13 protein-coding genes are annotated in these 14,802 nt (G+C 45.2%); 9 read left to right on the top strand and 4 right to left on the bottom strand.

Annotation, left to right across the window (positions count from 1 at the left end; genetic code table 11):
* The first annotated feature begins 20 nt into the window (after positions 1 to 20).
* The 9 genes from HGO97_RS03810 (at position 21) to HGO97_RS03770 (ending at position 9,241) form a co-directional block, all read left to right on the top strand.
* Positions 21 to 2,060: a BglG family transcription antiterminator gene (locus HGO97_RS03810; protein WP_216239604.1), complete on the top strand. Its 2,040-nt coding sequence runs from the start codon at positions 21 to 23 to the stop codon at positions 2,058 to 2,060.
* Between the two features lie 279 nt (positions 2,061 to 2,339).
* Positions 2,340 to 3,443: an L-ascorbate 6-phosphate lactonase gene (gene ulaG / locus HGO97_RS03805; protein WP_216239602.1), complete on the top strand. Its 1,104-nt coding sequence runs from the start codon at positions 2,340 to 2,342 to the stop codon at positions 3,441 to 3,443.
* 35 nt (positions 3,444 to 3,478) lie between these two features.
* A complete protein-coding gene (locus tag HGO97_RS03800; RefSeq protein ID WP_216239595.1) occupies positions 3,479 to 3,934 on the top strand; it encodes a PTS sugar transporter subunit IIA in 456 nt (151 codons plus the stop codon).
* A 23-nt stretch (positions 3,935 to 3,957) separates the two neighbouring features.
* The gene (locus tag HGO97_RS03795) at positions 3,958 to 5,451 is read left to right on the top strand and encodes a PTS ascorbate transporter subunit IIC (RefSeq protein ID WP_216239594.1); all 1,494 of its coding nucleotides are present in this window, start codon (positions 3,958 to 3,960) and stop codon (positions 5,449 to 5,451) included.
* 113 nt (positions 5,452 to 5,564) lie between these two features.
* Positions 5,565 to 5,870, top strand: coding sequence for a PTS sugar transporter subunit IIB (locus HGO97_RS03790; RefSeq protein ID WP_168866756.1), 306 nt, complete (start codon positions 5,565 to 5,567; stop codon positions 5,868 to 5,870).
* Positions 5,871 to 5,884: 14 nt separating this feature from the next.
* Positions 5,885 to 6,736 carry an L-ribulose-5-phosphate 3-epimerase gene (locus HGO97_RS03785; protein ID WP_168866755.1) on the top strand — a complete coding sequence of 284 codons (852 nt, stop codon included), beginning with the start codon at positions 5,885 to 5,887 and terminating at the stop codon, positions 6,734 to 6,736.
* Between the two features lie 20 nt (positions 6,737 to 6,756).
* Positions 6,757 to 7,806 carry a hypothetical protein gene (locus tag HGO97_RS03780; RefSeq protein ID WP_216239851.1) on the top strand — a complete coding sequence of 350 codons (1,050 nt, stop codon included), beginning with the start codon at positions 6,757 to 6,759 and terminating at the stop codon, positions 7,804 to 7,806.
* A 44-nt stretch (positions 7,807 to 7,850) separates the two neighbouring features.
* Entirely contained in the window at positions 7,851 to 8,534 is a 684-nt protein-coding gene (locus HGO97_RS03775; RefSeq protein ID WP_216239593.1) for an L-ribulose-5-phosphate 4-epimerase, read from the top strand.
* Positions 8,531 to 9,241: an HAD family hydrolase gene (locus tag HGO97_RS03770; RefSeq protein ID WP_216239592.1), complete on the top strand. Its 711-nt coding sequence runs from the start codon at positions 8,531 to 8,533 to the stop codon at positions 9,239 to 9,241. The genes HGO97_RS03775 and HGO97_RS03770 overlap by 4 nt, the downstream gene beginning before the upstream one ends.
* Positions 9,242 to 9,351: 110 nt before the next feature.
* Here HGO97_RS03770 and HGO97_RS03765 read toward each other — a convergent pair whose 3' ends face one another.
* From HGO97_RS03765 to HGO97_RS03750, 4 genes are all read right to left on the bottom strand, one after another.
* A complete protein-coding gene (locus tag HGO97_RS03765; protein ID WP_216239591.1) occupies positions 9,352 to 10,521 on the bottom strand; it encodes a M28 family metallopeptidase in 1,170 nt (389 codons plus the stop codon).
* A gap of 115 nt (positions 10,522 to 10,636) precedes the next feature.
* Positions 10,637 to 11,068 (bottom strand): EamA family transporter, encoded by a 432-nt coding sequence (locus HGO97_RS03760; protein ID WP_246597280.1) that lies wholly within the window; start codon positions 11,066 to 11,068, stop codon positions 10,637 to 10,639.
* Between the two features lie 167 nt (positions 11,069 to 11,235).
* Positions 11,236 to 12,075 (bottom strand): PRD domain-containing protein, encoded by an 840-nt coding sequence (locus HGO97_RS03755; RefSeq protein ID WP_216239589.1) that lies wholly within the window; start codon positions 12,073 to 12,075, stop codon positions 11,236 to 11,238.
* Between the two features lie 18 nt (positions 12,076 to 12,093).
* Positions 12,094 to 14,328: a PTS transporter subunit IIABC gene (locus HGO97_RS03750; protein WP_216239587.1), complete on the bottom strand. Its 2,235-nt coding sequence runs from the start codon at positions 14,326 to 14,328 to the stop codon at positions 12,094 to 12,096.
* Between the last annotated feature and the right edge of the window lie 474 nt (positions 14,329 to 14,802).

Here is a 14,802-nt window from a genome sequence, read left to right as displayed (position 1 = left end):
AACAAGGAGGCTTAAAGTTCATGGGAACGGTATATATCAATGCAAGATGCCAGAAGATCCTTTCCCTTCTATATAATGGGGAGGATTATATTTCTTTGAAACAGATTGCCGAGGAAACAGGTGTGTCCAAGCGGAGTATTTATTATGACCTGTGTAAAATCAATGAGTACCTCAGTTATTATGGAGTGGACGAGATTGAGGTCGTACGGGGAAAAGGAATTCTTATCCCGGAGGAAGACAAACGGAAGATCGAAAAGATCGTAGAGAATGAGTCCGGGGAGGAGAGCTACATATTTTCTCCAACGGAGCGGGTGAAGATCATCTACTGCTATATTCTGATCTCGCATTTGAGCAGGCCTGTCTACATCGAGCAGTTATCGGAGTACTGTCAGGTCAGCAGGAATACTATTTTTAATGACCTGCGGGTAGTGGTGAATCAACTCCAGGAGTACAACCTGACCCTGGAATATGAGTCCAAGAGAGGGTATCGGATCACCGGGGATGTCATCAGTATCCGGGCATTGTTCTTTATGTATTTTAATACATTACTGCCCTTATACCACAGTGGAGTCCTGAATTTCCTGAACCAGGAGCCCATTGATGAGTATGAGCACCGGCTGGAACTAATTGCCGGAGAACTGAATACAGAGTATGTAGACGGTGTCCTTCAGTCTCTGGCAGTGCTGACCCCTCTGATGTATAAAGGCGCCAGACGGCCGTATTTCCCGAACCTGAGGAAGGAGAAGATCATCAATACAGATGAATTCCGGCTGGTTCAAAAGTACTATCCAGATCTGGCGGAGTCGGAACAGCTTTATCTGTGCCTGCATCTGCTAGGCTCCAGAGTCGCAGTTCCGGCCTGTGATATGTTCGACAATAATGCAGACCAGTCTGTCTATGAGATTACCAAGGCTTTAGTTGCAGAGTTCGAAAAAATAGCCTGTGTGATTTTTGAGGACAGGGAAGAACTGGAACGTTCCTTATTCGTACATATTAATACCTCCCTATACAGATATCAGTATGGAATCCAGATTGGCAATCCGCTCAGCGATGATATCATCAGAGAATATCCGAATCTGTTCGATATTACAAAGGTAGTGACCAGATATCTGGAGCAGTTAGTGGGCCTGCCGATTCCGGATAGTGAGATCGCCTATTTGGCACTTCATTTTGGGGCACATATAAAGGTCTCACGTCCAATGGCGGACCAGCTTCGGATACTGATCGTCTGTATGAATGGAGTTTCAGCGGGAAATATGCTGCGCAGGGAGGTACAGCAGCTTTTGCCCTACGCCAAGATCGTAGATGTGGTGGCAATGGTAGATGTAATGAATCTGCAGGAAATCTGCGACTTAGTCATTTCTACCGTAAAAGTGAAAAGTATTGTTCCCTGTATCACAGTACATCCGATTCTGACCGATATCGACCGCAGGGCCATCCTAAATCACAGACTGATCGAGCAGAGAAAGCGGCTGGATGACGGAGAGCTTTTGTTCGATATCGTGAAAAAATATGTGGACGAGAAGGATTATGATAACCTGAAAAAAGATTTGGCTTCCTTCTTTGAGGGGGAGGCAGAGGTAGAAGGAAAATCCTTTTTCAAAAGACCGCTGGGCCTGATCGATTTTCTGGAGAAGGATAGGATCATGATTACTTGGGAGGAATACCGTTGGCAGGATGCAGTGAAATACGCAGGGGAAAAGCTTCTTTTGGAGGAAAGTATAGAGAAGCGTTACCTGGATAATATCATATCCCAGATTCGGTATTATGGCCCATACATGTTCGTGACCCAGGGGCTTCTTTTAGCCCATGGGAAGCCGGAGGACGGTGTGAAGCATTTGGATGTATCCATGACCATATTCAAAAAGCCTGTCAAGTTCTCGGACTTTCATGAGGCCAGGATACTCATCACATTGGCGGCGGAGGATCAGGAAAAGCATTTGAAGATCCTAAAGGATATTATGACTGTATTTGAAATAGAGTCGAGAGTGGATGATGTGGCGGCCCTGGAAACAAAGGAGGAGGTCCTTTCGTATTTAAGAAAAGTGATCGGAGAATAAAATAGATAAATTAGAAACACATAAAATCATAAAATACAGCGGCGGCTTTGTAGGAATATGCAAAGCCGTCGTTTTTCTTTTGCACATCCCCATACAAAATTTTGCACATTCAGAATACATTTCCTGGACTTCTCTTTCACATTCTCAGATGCTATGATGAATTCACAAACAAAGAAACCGGTTTTTAAAGCATATATCATCTGGACGCAGATGTCGAAAAGCAGGGAGCATTTTCAAGTAAAACATTAGGAAGTGTAAAAATCAGGAGGATATCAAGATATGAGTAAAGTAGAAGAAATCACAAGAGAAAGCTGGATCATGGGGACTTTCCCGGAATGGGGAACCTGGCTGAATGAAGAGATAGAAGCAGAGAAGGTCGCACCGGGAAATGTAGCAATGTGGTGGCTTGGATGTACAGGGCTGTGGATCAAAACACCAGAAGACTGCAATATTACGATCGACTTATGGTGCGGTAATGGAAAGCGTACCCACGGTGACGGGAAGATGAAGGTGGGACACCAGATGGCGAACATGTGCGGGGCAAGAGCAATGCAGCCGAACTTAAGAGCCGTTCCATTTGTGATCGATCCATTCGCAATCAAACAGGTCGATGCAGTCCTCGCGACACACTATCATCAGGATCACATGAGTGCAGAATATGCAGCACATGTCATCCAGAGCGGATTGACCACTGTAGATGAAAATGGAAAGGAAATTCCGGTTCCATTCATTGGACCGAAGAAATCTGTTGAGCTTTGGCAGAAATGGGGCGTTCCGGCGGACAGATGTATCACCGTAAGACCTGGCGATACCATCAAGATCAAGGATCTGGAGATCGTTGCACTGGATTCCTTCGACAGGACTTGTATCGTGACAACAGATTCACAGGGACCGGATAGAGAAGAGTTGACAGGTGTCTGCCCGACAGATATGGATGATAAGGCAGTCAACTACCTGATCAAGACACCGGGCGGAAATATTTACCACAGCGGAGATTCCCACTACTCTATCTACTTTGCAAAACACGGAAAAGATTATGATGTAGACGTTGCTTTCGGTTCTTATGGAGAGAACCCAGTGGGAATGGCAGATAAGATGACATCCTGTGACATCCTGCGTATGGCAGAAGCGCTCAGATGCAAGGTCGTGATTCCGATTCACTACGATGTATGGACTAATTTCATGGCTGATGTCAATGAAATCAGAGTCCTCTATGATATGAAAAAAGACCGTCTGGACTATCAGTTCCACCCATTCTTCTGGGAAGTAGGCGGAAAATATACATACCCGACAGACAAGGATAAAAAGGCATACCACCACAGACGAGGATTCGAGGACTGCTTCGAGGCACCACAGAACATTCCATTCCGTTCCTGCCTATAAACAGGGCGTATCATGAAAATAACAGGAGGCAAAATATGCTGAGAGAATTTGTAGAAAGTAAACATTATAAATTTGCGGACGGGGCAAAGGACTGGAAGGATGCCATCCGCATGAGCTGTGAGCCGCTGGAGGCAGATGGCACGGTGGAAGCAAATTATAAAGAAGATATTATTAAATGTGTGGAAAAATACGGACCTTACATTGTGATCGTACCGAATGTGGCAATGCCGCATTCCCAGGAGGGCGCCGAGGGCGTCAATAAGACCGCAATCAGCTTTATGAAGCTTGAAAATCCGGTCAGTTTTGAGCCGGGAGACCCGGAAAAGGATGCACAGCTATTCTTTACGCTGGCCTCCTGTAATCCAGAGCAGCATCTGGATAACATGTCCAGACTGTCAGAAATGCTGATGAATGAGGAATTACTGGAAGCCCTGGCAAAGGCCAAAACTGCGGAGGATCTATTAGAACTCCAGAAGAAGTACGTTGATTAGGGAGCAGTGAAGGGAGAGAGTTTATGGAAATTTTAATGAAAATATGGGAATATTTTGCAACGAATATTTTGCAGCAGCCGGCATTTATGATTGGTCTGATCGTTGTCATTGGATATGTACTGCTGAGAAAGCCGTGGTATGATGTCCTTGCAGGTGCAATCAAAGCAATCGTAGGTTACTTCATCCTGGCAGTTGGTTCGAACGGGCTGGTCACCAACTTCCGCCCGGTACTCAGCGGACTCAAGGACCGCTTTAATCTGGATGCGATGGTCATCGACCCTTATTTCGGACAGAATGCGGTAACCGCAGGTGTGGAAGAGGTTTTTGGAAAAGGCTTCGGCCAGGCGATGATTCTTCTTCTGATCGCATTTATCGTCAATATTTTGTTAGTACGTTTTAGTAAATATACCAAGATGCGTGCACTGTTCACAACAGGCCATGTACAGGTACAGCAGGCCGCCATCGCATACTGGCTGATCATGTTCGCATGTCCATTCTTATTAAAGAGCGATATCGAAATGATCATTGTTATGGCACTTGTGCTCGGACTCTACTGGGCAGTCGGCGCCAACCTGACCATCAAGCCGTGTCAGGAGGTAACAGACGGCGCAGGCTTCTGTCTGGCACATCAGCAGATGTTCGGAGTCGCACTGAACTACTGGTTAGCGGAAAAGCTGTTCGGTAAGAAGAAAAACGGAAAAGAAGTAAAGAAGATCGATGACATCGAGCTTCCGGGCTTCATGTCCATTTTCAATGAAAATATGGTCTGTACTTCAATCCTGATGCTGATTTTCTTTGGTACGATCCTGGTCGTACTCGGCAGAGACTATCTGACAGAAAACGGATTCCTTCAAGAAGGAGCCAGCATGGTATTCTATGTCATCCAGACCTGTCTGTATTTTGCAGTATATCTTGCAATCCTGCAGCTTGGAGTCAGGACCTTCGTTACAGAGCTGACAGCTTCCTTCCAGGGAATTGCTGACAGACTGCTTCCAGGTTCTATCCCAGGAGTTGACTGTGCAGTTATCTTCGGATTTGGTTCCGCAAATGCAGTACCGCTTGGATTCCTGGCAGGATTTGCAGGACAGATCATCGCGATCGTAGCATTGATCGTATTAAAGAGTCCGGTCCTTGTCATCTGTGGATTCGTTCCGGTTTTCTTTGACAACGCAACAATTGGTATTTTTGCCAATGAAAAGGGCGGTATTAAAGCAGCATTGATTCTTCCATTCATCTCTGGACTCTGCCAGGTATTCGGTTCCGCACTGATCGCAGGATGGGTCGGAATGGCAGCATACGGTGGATACATAGGAATGTGGGACTGGGCAGTCGTATGGCCGGTCATGACAGGAGTAATGAAGTTCTTAAGCTACGCAGGTATCGTAGTCGTAGTTATTGCACTTGCAGTTATCCCGCAGATCCAATACAGGCTGGATAAAGAAGGATACTTTAAGATGACAGAGGATTATGAAGAATATAAAGAAATCAAGGCACGCCAGAAAAGCGCTGCAAAGTAATATTTAAATAGAAATTCATAAAAAAATCTGATAGCATTAAAATCATAGTGTTATAAATAATAAAAAAGAATGATGGTTCTTATACTACAAATTTATAAAAAGGAGAAGAAAAAATGAGTAAAGAGAATTTAAGTTTTATGGTATGTTGTGCAAATGGAGCAGGTTCTAGTTTGATGATGAAGATGACGATGCAGAAAGTACTTGATAAAGTGGGCTTAAAGCCGGGAAAGGTGCACCATTGTGCACTTTCCGAAGGAAAAACGGCTGCTGCACAGTATGATGTGGTATTCTGTGCACAGAATTTTGCAAATATGTTCAAGGATGCTGAGAAAAAAGGAACAAAAGTTATTGGTCTGAGAAACATCATGTCAGCGAAAGAAATCGAAGACAAGATGAGAGAGAACGGAATTATCGATTAAGGCTGGTGGAAGAGATGGCAAAAGCATTTACACTGGGACTGTATGAAAAATCCATGCCGTCCCAGCTGGAATGGAAGGAAAAGTTACTCTGTGCGAAAGAGGCAGGCTTCGATTTTGTAGAGATCAGCATCGATGAGACAGAGGAAAAGTTAAAAAGACTGGATATGACGCAGGAAGAGCGTCTAAAACTGGTTCGATTGATGGCAGAGACGGGCGTACCGATCCGCACCATGTGCTTGAGCGGGCATAGGAAATATCCTCTTGGCAGTAGAGATCCAGAAGTTTGCGCAAGAGGCATGGAAATCATGGAAAAGGCAATCCGTCTGGCGGATGATCTGGGAATTCGGATCATCCAGCTTGCCGGATATGATGTATATTATGAAGAGTCCACCTTCGAGACGAAGAAGCGTTTTCTCAAGAATCTTAAGAAAGCGGCGGAGATCGCTGAAAAATACGGAATCCTTCTTGGGTTCGAGACCATGGAGAATGAGTTCATGAACACGGTGGAAAAGGCCATGAAATATGTGACCCTTGTGTGTTCCCCTTATCTGAATGTATATCCTGATATCGGCAACATCACGAATGCAGCCAAGACATACCAGACAGATGTATTGGAAGATCTGACCTTGGGGAAAGGGCATATCGTGGCAATGCACTTAAAAGAGACCGTGCCTGGAAAATTCCGTGAGATTCCATTTGGAACTGGACATGTGGATTTTGAAGGTGCAGCAGAAGCGGCCTGGAAACTGGGCGTTCGGAAATTTGTGACAGAATTCTGGTATACGGGGAATCCGGCCTGGAAGGATGATCTTAGGAACGCACACGATATGTTCACAGAGATTTTGAAACGGCAGGACAATGAGTAAAAGGAAGGGTTGGATTGAACGTGAATATTGAGAAAAAAGTTATTTCAAATTTAAATAAGTGTTATTCCATAGCACCACTGAACTATAATGGACAGGAATACTTCCTGGTCGCTGCAGAAAAGGTAGACAGATGCATCCTTTTTGATCTTGACGGGAACGAAGTGGATACTGTATGGAACGAGCCGGGCGGTGTGATGAGTATGGTACAGGTGCCGGGAAGCAATGGAGTATTTTTGGCAACACATAAGTTCTATTCTCCGAACGATTCAAAGGAAGCCAAGATCGTGATTGTGACTCCGATTTCCAAGGGAAACTGGGAGGTCAGGACATTGGTAGATCTGCCTCATGTGCACCGTTTTGATATCGTGGAGAGAAACGGTGTGAGATATCTGATTGCCTGTGCGCTCAAATCAGGACATGAATTCAAAGATGACTGGAGTTCTCCGGGAAAAGTCTATGCGGCAGTGCTCCCGGATGATCTGAGCAGCTTTCATGATGATAACCAATTAAAGCTCACGGTGATAAAGGACAACATGTTAAAGAATCATGGATACTATAGAGTGAAAGAAAATGGCACAGATACTTGTGTGATCTCCTCCGATAACGGCGTCTTCCAGTTCCTGCCCCCAAGTACGGCAGAAGGGGAATGGGATATTCGGACCTTATTAGATACGCCGGCGAGTGACGCAGTTCTGGTAGATCTGGACGGGGACGGAGAGAAGGAGCTGGCAGTATTATCTCCATTCCATGGCGACCAGATTTCCATTTATAAAAGACAGGATGGGGCATATCAGAAGGTCTATGATTATGAGAAACCGGCTGAATTCACCCACGCTATCTATGGCGGAGAACTGTGGGGGCAGCAGGCAGTTGTGGTCGGACATAGGAAGGCAGAGCGCAATCTGATTATGTTTACCTATGATGAAGCAGCAAAAGGATACCGTGCAGAGGTCATCGATGAGGACTGCGGTCCGGCTAATGTACTGAAACTTACAAAGGATGGCAGAGATATTCTCGTTTCCGCGAACAGGGAGACCGATGAGGTTGCTATCTATACGATGTGCAAATAGCAGACAGACGTGAAGCGGCTGGAGAAAAGAGGGAGATTTTATCAATGTTAGAGGAACTGAAAAAAAGAGTATATGAAGCTAATATGCTTCTTCCTAAATATGGACTTGTCACATTTACCTGGGGAAATGTAAGTGAGATCGACAGGGAGACCGGATATTTTGCAATCAAGCCGAGCGGCGTGGATTATGAGAAATTAAGACCAGAGGACATGGTAATCGTAGACTTGGATGGAAAAGTAGTGGAAGGACATTACAACCCATCTTCAGATACTCCGACTCATGTAGAATTGTACAAGGCATTTTCAAATATCGGCGGCATCGTGCATACCCATTCCCCATGGGCCACAAGCTGGGCACAGGCGGGCAGAGGCATCCCATGTTATGGGACCACGCATGCAGATTACCTGTACGGCACCGTGCCATGTGTGAGGAACCTGACGAAAGAGGAGCTTAAGGCCTATGAAGTGAATACAGGAGTACTCATAGCAGAGGCGTTTCAGACCAATGATTACGAAGCAATGCCGGCCGTGCTTTGTAAAAACCACGGACCGTTCACCTGGGGAAAAGACGGACTCGAAGCCGTACACAATGCGGTTGTACTGGAAGAGGTCGCTAAGATGGGTGCAAGATGTGAGATGATCAATCCAAAAGTTGGACCAGCCCCGCAGGAACTGATGGATAAACATTATTACCGCAAGCACGGAGAAAATGCTTATTACGGACAATGATTCAGGCAGTATTTTTTGATATAGACGATACCCTCTATCATTTCACAGAGGCAAACAGGCTGGCTGCCAGTGAGGTTGAAACATACGTATGTAAAGAGCTAAAGATTGAATCAGATGCTTGGAAGGATGCAGTAAAACAGGCACAACTTAGGATCGGAGCCAGATTGGGACAAAGTAGTCCCACGACTCATAACCGGCAGATACGTTTTCAGAACGCACTGGAAATCCTGCATAAGCCCATTTATCCGCATGGGACAAAGCTATATCAACTCTATTGGGATACGGTTCTGAAGAATGCAGTTCCTGAACCAGGAGTGGAGAGGATGCTTGACTTGTTAAAGAAGAAAGGAATCCACCTGGGAATCGGGTCGGATATGACCTCCTATATCCAGAATAAAAAGCTGGAGAGGCTCGGGCTTGCCCCTTATTTTGACAGTGTGATCACCAGCGAGGAGGCAGGGAGCGACAAACCTAACTCCAGTATCTTTCGACTCTGCATAGAAAAATCTGGATGTGCCCCGGAAGAATGCCTGTTCATTGGAGACAACTGGGAAAAGGATGTGGCAGGAGCCTGTGCGGCGGGAATGCATTGTGCCTGCTATTCCAGATATTCCAGACCTCCGGGCTGGGGAGAAGAGTATTGTTTCAACTCATATGAGGATTGTATACAGGGAGATAGAATCAGAATCGGAAAGCTTACAATTTAAAAGGGAAATTTCAGAGGGGTCTTTCGAATGAGGATGACCCTTTTGAAATTATGAAGGGGGTATGGTATATGTTCCATACCCCTATATGATTTTAATTAAAGTAGATATTCTCAAGCTATTTTACAAATCGCATCTAATAGGAAATCCACCAGAACTTCTAGTTTTTCTCGATCGATCCATTCCAATGTGTCACTTTCTGTGTGCAGGACATGGTCAGTCAATTCAAAGATTCCCTCAGAAGTAATTGCAATTGCCGGAATACCGGAAAAGGAAAAGAGCGTATGGTCTCCTTGAGGCCACGGCTCGATCTGTTCAAAATCACCGGTCTTTAAGGCCAGGTCTGTCAAGCTCTCCATGAGATTTTGTGGACATTCATAAAAGGAATATGCTGTATGCTTTCCTTTGACCCCTGCTCCGTCGATATTAAAGGCACAAAGATACTCATCTGGATGGGTAAGGCTGGTGTTCAGGTAGAGCATTTCTCCTGGAGTAGAGTAATAATCTTCCCCATTGAAAAGAACAAATTCAATTTGACAAGGAAGCTCCCGGCCGGACAGCTTTGCCGCTACTGCAAGCAATACAGCTACACCGGAAGCGTTGTCCAATGCTCCGGGAGTTCCAGGCTGGGTATCGATATGTGCGGAAAGACAGATTTTCTGTTTTCCACTGCCATAAGCAGCAAGTATGTTAGCTGCCTTCGCAGGACGTCGGACGGTATTCAATGTAAGAGACGCTAAGGAGCCGGTACAAAGAAGCGGTACATGTTCTGGAAGGACCATTGCACAGGGAACAGTAAAATCACCATCTTCTATGACCGGTAACAAGCATTCCTTTGACAGACTGACCGTGAGTACCGCTTTTACCCCGCTGTTTTCTAGTAGCGAAATGATCTCCTTATGCTCATCTGGATTCCAAAAGATAAAGCTTTTCGGCATCAGGGGTTCAGATGCCAGAGCATCACAGAGTACAACGATTTTTCCAGAAATAGGGGCCGTGCGCAGCTCCTCCAATGAATGAACACAGATCAATTCACCTTGCAGATCGCAAGGGAGGGAATACGGTGCCGGAGCAATTGGAATCTTATGTTTTTCAACAGTAAGAGTGCCCTCTTCTTTGCTCCAGTCCATACAGTCGAATTCCTGTTTTGAGATTCTGAGTCCGGAACGCTTCAACTCTTCACAGACATATTCCACTGCTGTACGATTCGCCTCAGAACCTGTTGGACGAGCACCGATTTCTTCGCAAAGTACCCGTAAATATGCTTCCATTCTTTTTTTCATTTTGTATCCTCCTGCTTTTTGTATTTACCATAAGAATATCATTTCAAAAATTGAATCTCTTGATTTTTTAAGACAAACATATTTTACGATAAATATAAGGAGAGAGGACTTTTGATTATTTATTGATCAAATATAAACCGAACATACAGATTAGAATACCCACGACCTTTTGAATCGTAACGGCTTCATGGTATACAAAGTATCCAATGATGATGAGACATACGGTCAATAGGGAACTATGGACAAGCTGTCCAACACTGATATTCCAGCCTGCTTTATACATATAGATAGAGCCTGCTTCCAATCCGACAACTGCCAGCCCCAGGACAAAGCTGCTCCAATTCAGTTTGTGATATTCCTGAATCAGGTTACCGCCATGGTTCAAAACAAAGTACAGCACTGCGGAAACGATGGCTCCCACAGCATAGGTCACGGTCAGGGCAGCAAGTGGATGGATGCCTGCTGGTGTTGATTTGGAACAGATGTGATAAAAGATATTAGACAATACGATCAGGAAAATAGGCCAATACATTTGAAACATTTTCATTCACACTCCTCTAGTTGATATAAAAAACCGACAATCAGAATAGCCTGACTGTCGGTAGGTGCTCACCCGCAGAAAATAGTTTATCATATTCATCTAAGAAAATCAAATATTGGGAAAGAGAATATTAGAAAGAGAATTTCTGCCACAACAGTGGGCAAGTTAAGGCTTTAAGAGGGCTCCATCTCATCCCCCGCAACTCGTTCGATATGCATAGCAAGATATCCGATTTCCACCTCATCCAGCGTACATTTCAGGCTGCGCCCGATCTCGTCACAGACAGTAGTGGCTGTCCGAAAGGATTCCGGAAATTTTATTTCCATATAATCATTCATGTTCAGCTTGATCCGTTCCTTTTTCAGCGCCCGGGCAACCATATAACGCACATGGTTCATCAGCCGGTTATAGGAAAGAGACATGATATCTATTTTCTTTCCCGTCTGCTTTTCTACCATGGTGATACATTCCCGGACCGCCTGGGTGATCATCATGGCCTGTGACACTTTTTCATGATCAATGGCGGAGTGGATATGCAGCGCAATATACCCCACTTCATGTTCGTCAATCCGTATCTTTAACTTCTCCCAGAGAAGCGGCACGATACATTCTGCAACCTTGTATTCCTTATAAAAAAGGACGCGGATGTCATCGGTCAGTGGGTTTGAGATCTGCTCATGATTCTTGATCCGCTGGACGGCGAATTCGATATGGTCAGCCATGGGAAATAAAATAGCGCGGTCCACCTCACCGAATTCTTTCTGGGCTTCCTTTAGCACTTCATTGGCAAGTTCCAGGCAGAGGGGGGAGACCGATTTGACGATCTCCCTGGCATCTCCGCGGTCAGTCAGCTTCTGCAGAGAGTACACCGTATCTTCTGAGCGCTGCCCGATCCGTTCCCCGACCTTCTTCTGGAAACCCGCTCCCTTTCCCATGTGCAGATATTCCAGATTGTCGTCCATATTGATTACAATAATTGTATTGTGGTTCAGAATCTTTCTTATTCTATACATATCTCACCATCCATTTTGTTATGCAAGGAAATCTATGGCAAAAAGCGCCTCCCCTTCCTCAATCGTTCCGTGTTTCAAAAGACGGATTCTCTGGTTGTCCTCCAGCTCTGTACACAGAATCGGAGAAACAACGGACGTAGCATTTGCTTTCAGATAATCTAGGTCAAGCTTTAACATCGGCTCACCTTTCTTTACCTTTTGTCCGTTTTCCACCAATGACTCAAATCCCTTTCCATCTAATTTTACTGTGTCGATTCCGATATGGATCAGAAGGCTGACCCCGGTATCCGTCATAAATCCGATTGCATGCTTGGTTTCAAAGACGAAACATACTTCTCCGTCCTCCGGTGCTCTAACGATTGGATCCAGAGGAGTTACGACCGCACCGTCTCCCATCATCTTCTCTGCAAAGGCGGGATCCGGAGCCTCAGACAGGTCGGCCGCAAGTCCTTTGACCGGGCTGGAAATCGTAATGGTCTTTACGACCTCTGCTTCTTTTTCGGCAGCCTCTTTATCTGCCGTTTCCTTAGCTGTGGCATCCGTGGTTTTGGCATGATCTGCAGATGCATTGGTCGCTTTTATAATATCTGCTGCATCGTCTATCTCGTCAGGTGCATTCTCCAGATAGTCCTCCAGATTGGATTTAATGACTGTTACATGAGGGCCGTAGATGACCTGCACGCCTTTCCCTTTATGCACGACTCCGGAAGCACCTGTCGATTTAAGCAGAGCATCATTGACCAGTTCTGCATTTATCACAGTACAGCGCAGTCTTGTTGCACAGCAGTCCACATCACTGATATTTGATTTTCCGCCAAGTCCTCTGGTGATGGTTCTGCTGACTGCATCCTCATCGGAAAGCTTTTGGCCGCTGTCGTTTACGTTGGTTGTATTATTTCCTTCTTTTCTTGCATTGACATCAGCCTTTGTATAGAGTTTGGTCTCAGTGTCACTGTCTTCGCGTCCCGGTGTCTTGAAATTGAACTTTTTGATCAGGAACGTAAAGATAAAGTAATATAGGAAGAAATAAATAATTCCAACAGGAATGATTCGAATCCAGCTTGTCTTCTCATTTCCCTGCAGGATTCCGAACAGGAAAAAGTCTAAAAGTCCGCCGGAAAAGGTAAGTCCCACCGCCACATTGAGCATATGGGCAATCATATAGGCAGAACCGGCAAGGACTACCTGTACTGCAAACAGCGCCGGTGCCACGAATAAGAAGGAAAACTCAATTGGCTCCGTAATTCCAGTCAACATGCAGGCAAGTGCTGCAGAAAGAAGCAGTCCGCCTGCGGCTTTTTTCTTCTCCGGCTTTGCACAGCGGTACATAGCAAGTGCTGCGCCTGGAAGACCGAAGATCATGAAGATAAATTCCCCGGAAAAGTATCGTGTTGCATCTGCACTGAAATGTGCCACATTTGCAGAATCAGCAAGCTGTGCAAAGAAAATGTTCTGGCCTCCCTGAACCATCTGTCCTGCGACTTCCATGGTTCCGCCAACGGCTGTCTGCCAGAATGGCATGTAAAATACATGGTGAAGGCCAAAGGGAATCAAAGCCCTCTTGATCAGTCCGAAGACCAGTGTTCCTGCGTATCCGCTGCCTGTCACGAGCCCGCCCAGTGCATAGATGCCGCTTTGTACGGTCGGCCAGACAAAATAAAGTGCGATTCCCACGAACATGTATACAAGTGTGGAAATGATCGGCACGAACCGTGTTCCCCCGAAGAAGGAAAGTGCATTGGGAAGCTGGATTTTATAGAAGCGGTTGTGCAGTGCTGCAACACCCAGCCCCACGATAATACCGCCGAACACACCCATCTGCAGTGTCTGGATCCCGCAGGAGGAAGCAATCGTACCTTCCAGGACATCCGCAGCGATTTCACCACTTTTCAGAATATCCCCATTAAGCACCAGCATTGCATTGATTGCAGTATTCATAACAAAATATGCAATCACGGCAGATAATGCGGATACCTCCTTTTCCTTCTTAGCCATACCGATTGCTACACCCACTGCAAAAATCAGTGGAAGGTTGTCAAATACGATGCTGCCGACCTTGTTCATGATCAACAGCAGTCCATGCAGGATCGTGCCACTGCCTAAAATCCCTTCCAGTCCATACATGGCGATCGTTGTTTCGTTGGTAAAAGAACTTCCGATTCCAAGCAGAAGCCCCGCTACCGGAAGAATTGCGATTGGGAGCATAAAGCTTCTGCCCACACGCTGCAAAACACCAAAAATCTTGTCTTTCATAACCATTCTCCTTTACTCATCCTATTATTTTGAACCGGATGTTTTATGTATCTGGAAGCAGACTGGCTATCAGATCAAGGTATGAAAAGATAAAAAGGCATCCACACACATAAACATCCAAAATGTTTTATGTATAGTGAATGCCTCTAATGAGTTACATACTATATCTGTGATTTAAATTACCATCTGGGAGAGGATTTGTCAAGCACTTTTTTGGGAGAATCCTTTTTCCTTTTTGAGAACAGGATCAATAGAAACAGTTATGGGAGCGGATCTCCTTTGCAATCTGAAAAGTATTGCTGTAGTAATGATGATCAAGGCAACATTTCCCTATTCTTTTTATCCTCCACAAAATTCTAGACAAGATAACATGATATAAAGTCAATTTAGTATGATTTCGAATCCGTTTTCCTGCATTACAATAAAGACAGTGGCGGGAATAAAAAATAGATCAAGGAGAAAAGAAAGAACAAG

The sequence above is a fragment of the Faecalicatena faecalis genome (assembly GCF_012524165.2).
GTDB classification, from domain to species: domain Bacteria; phylum Bacillota; class Clostridia; order Lachnospirales; family Lachnospiraceae; genus Faecalicatena_A; species Faecalicatena_A faecalis.
Note: the sequence above shows the minus strand (reverse complement) of the source record. Positions and strands in the feature narration are given on the sequence as shown.

Coding starts and splice junctions, on each gene's coding strand:
- HGO97_RS03810 (WP_216239604.1), top strand. CDS start 21: ATGGGAACGGTATATATCAATGCAAGATGCCAGAAGATCCTTTCCCTT.
- ulaG (WP_216239602.1), top strand. CDS start 2,340: ATGAGTAAAGTAGAAGAAATCACAAGAGAAAGCTGGATCATGGGGACT.
- HGO97_RS03800 (WP_216239595.1), top strand. CDS start 3,479: ATGCTGAGAGAATTTGTAGAAAGTAAACATTATAAATTTGCGGACGGG.
- HGO97_RS03795 (WP_216239594.1), top strand. CDS start 3,958: ATGGAAATTTTAATGAAAATATGGGAATATTTTGCAACGAATATTTTG.
- HGO97_RS03790 (WP_168866756.1), top strand. CDS start 5,565: ATGAGTAAAGAGAATTTAAGTTTTATGGTATGTTGTGCAAATGGAGCA.
- HGO97_RS03785 (WP_168866755.1), top strand. CDS start 5,885: ATGGCAAAAGCATTTACACTGGGACTGTATGAAAAATCCATGCCGTCC.
- HGO97_RS03775 (WP_216239593.1), top strand. CDS start 7,851: ATGTTAGAGGAACTGAAAAAAAGAGTATATGAAGCTAATATGCTTCTT.
- HGO97_RS03770 (WP_216239592.1), top strand. CDS start 8,531: ATGATTCAGGCAGTATTTTTTGATATAGACGATACCCTCTATCATTTC.
- HGO97_RS03765 (WP_216239591.1), bottom strand. CDS start 10,521: ATGAAAAAAAGAATGGAAGCATATTTACGGGTACTTTGCGAAGAAATC.
- HGO97_RS03760 (WP_246597280.1), bottom strand. CDS start 11,068: ATGAAAATGTTTCAAATGTATTGGCCTATTTTCCTGATCGTATTGTCT.
- HGO97_RS03755 (WP_216239589.1), bottom strand. CDS start 12,075: ATGTATAGAATAAGAAAGATTCTGAACCACAATACAATTATTGTAATC.
- HGO97_RS03750 (WP_216239587.1), bottom strand. CDS start 14,328: ATGAAAGACAAGATTTTTGGTGTTTTGCAGCGTGTGGGCAGAAGCTTT.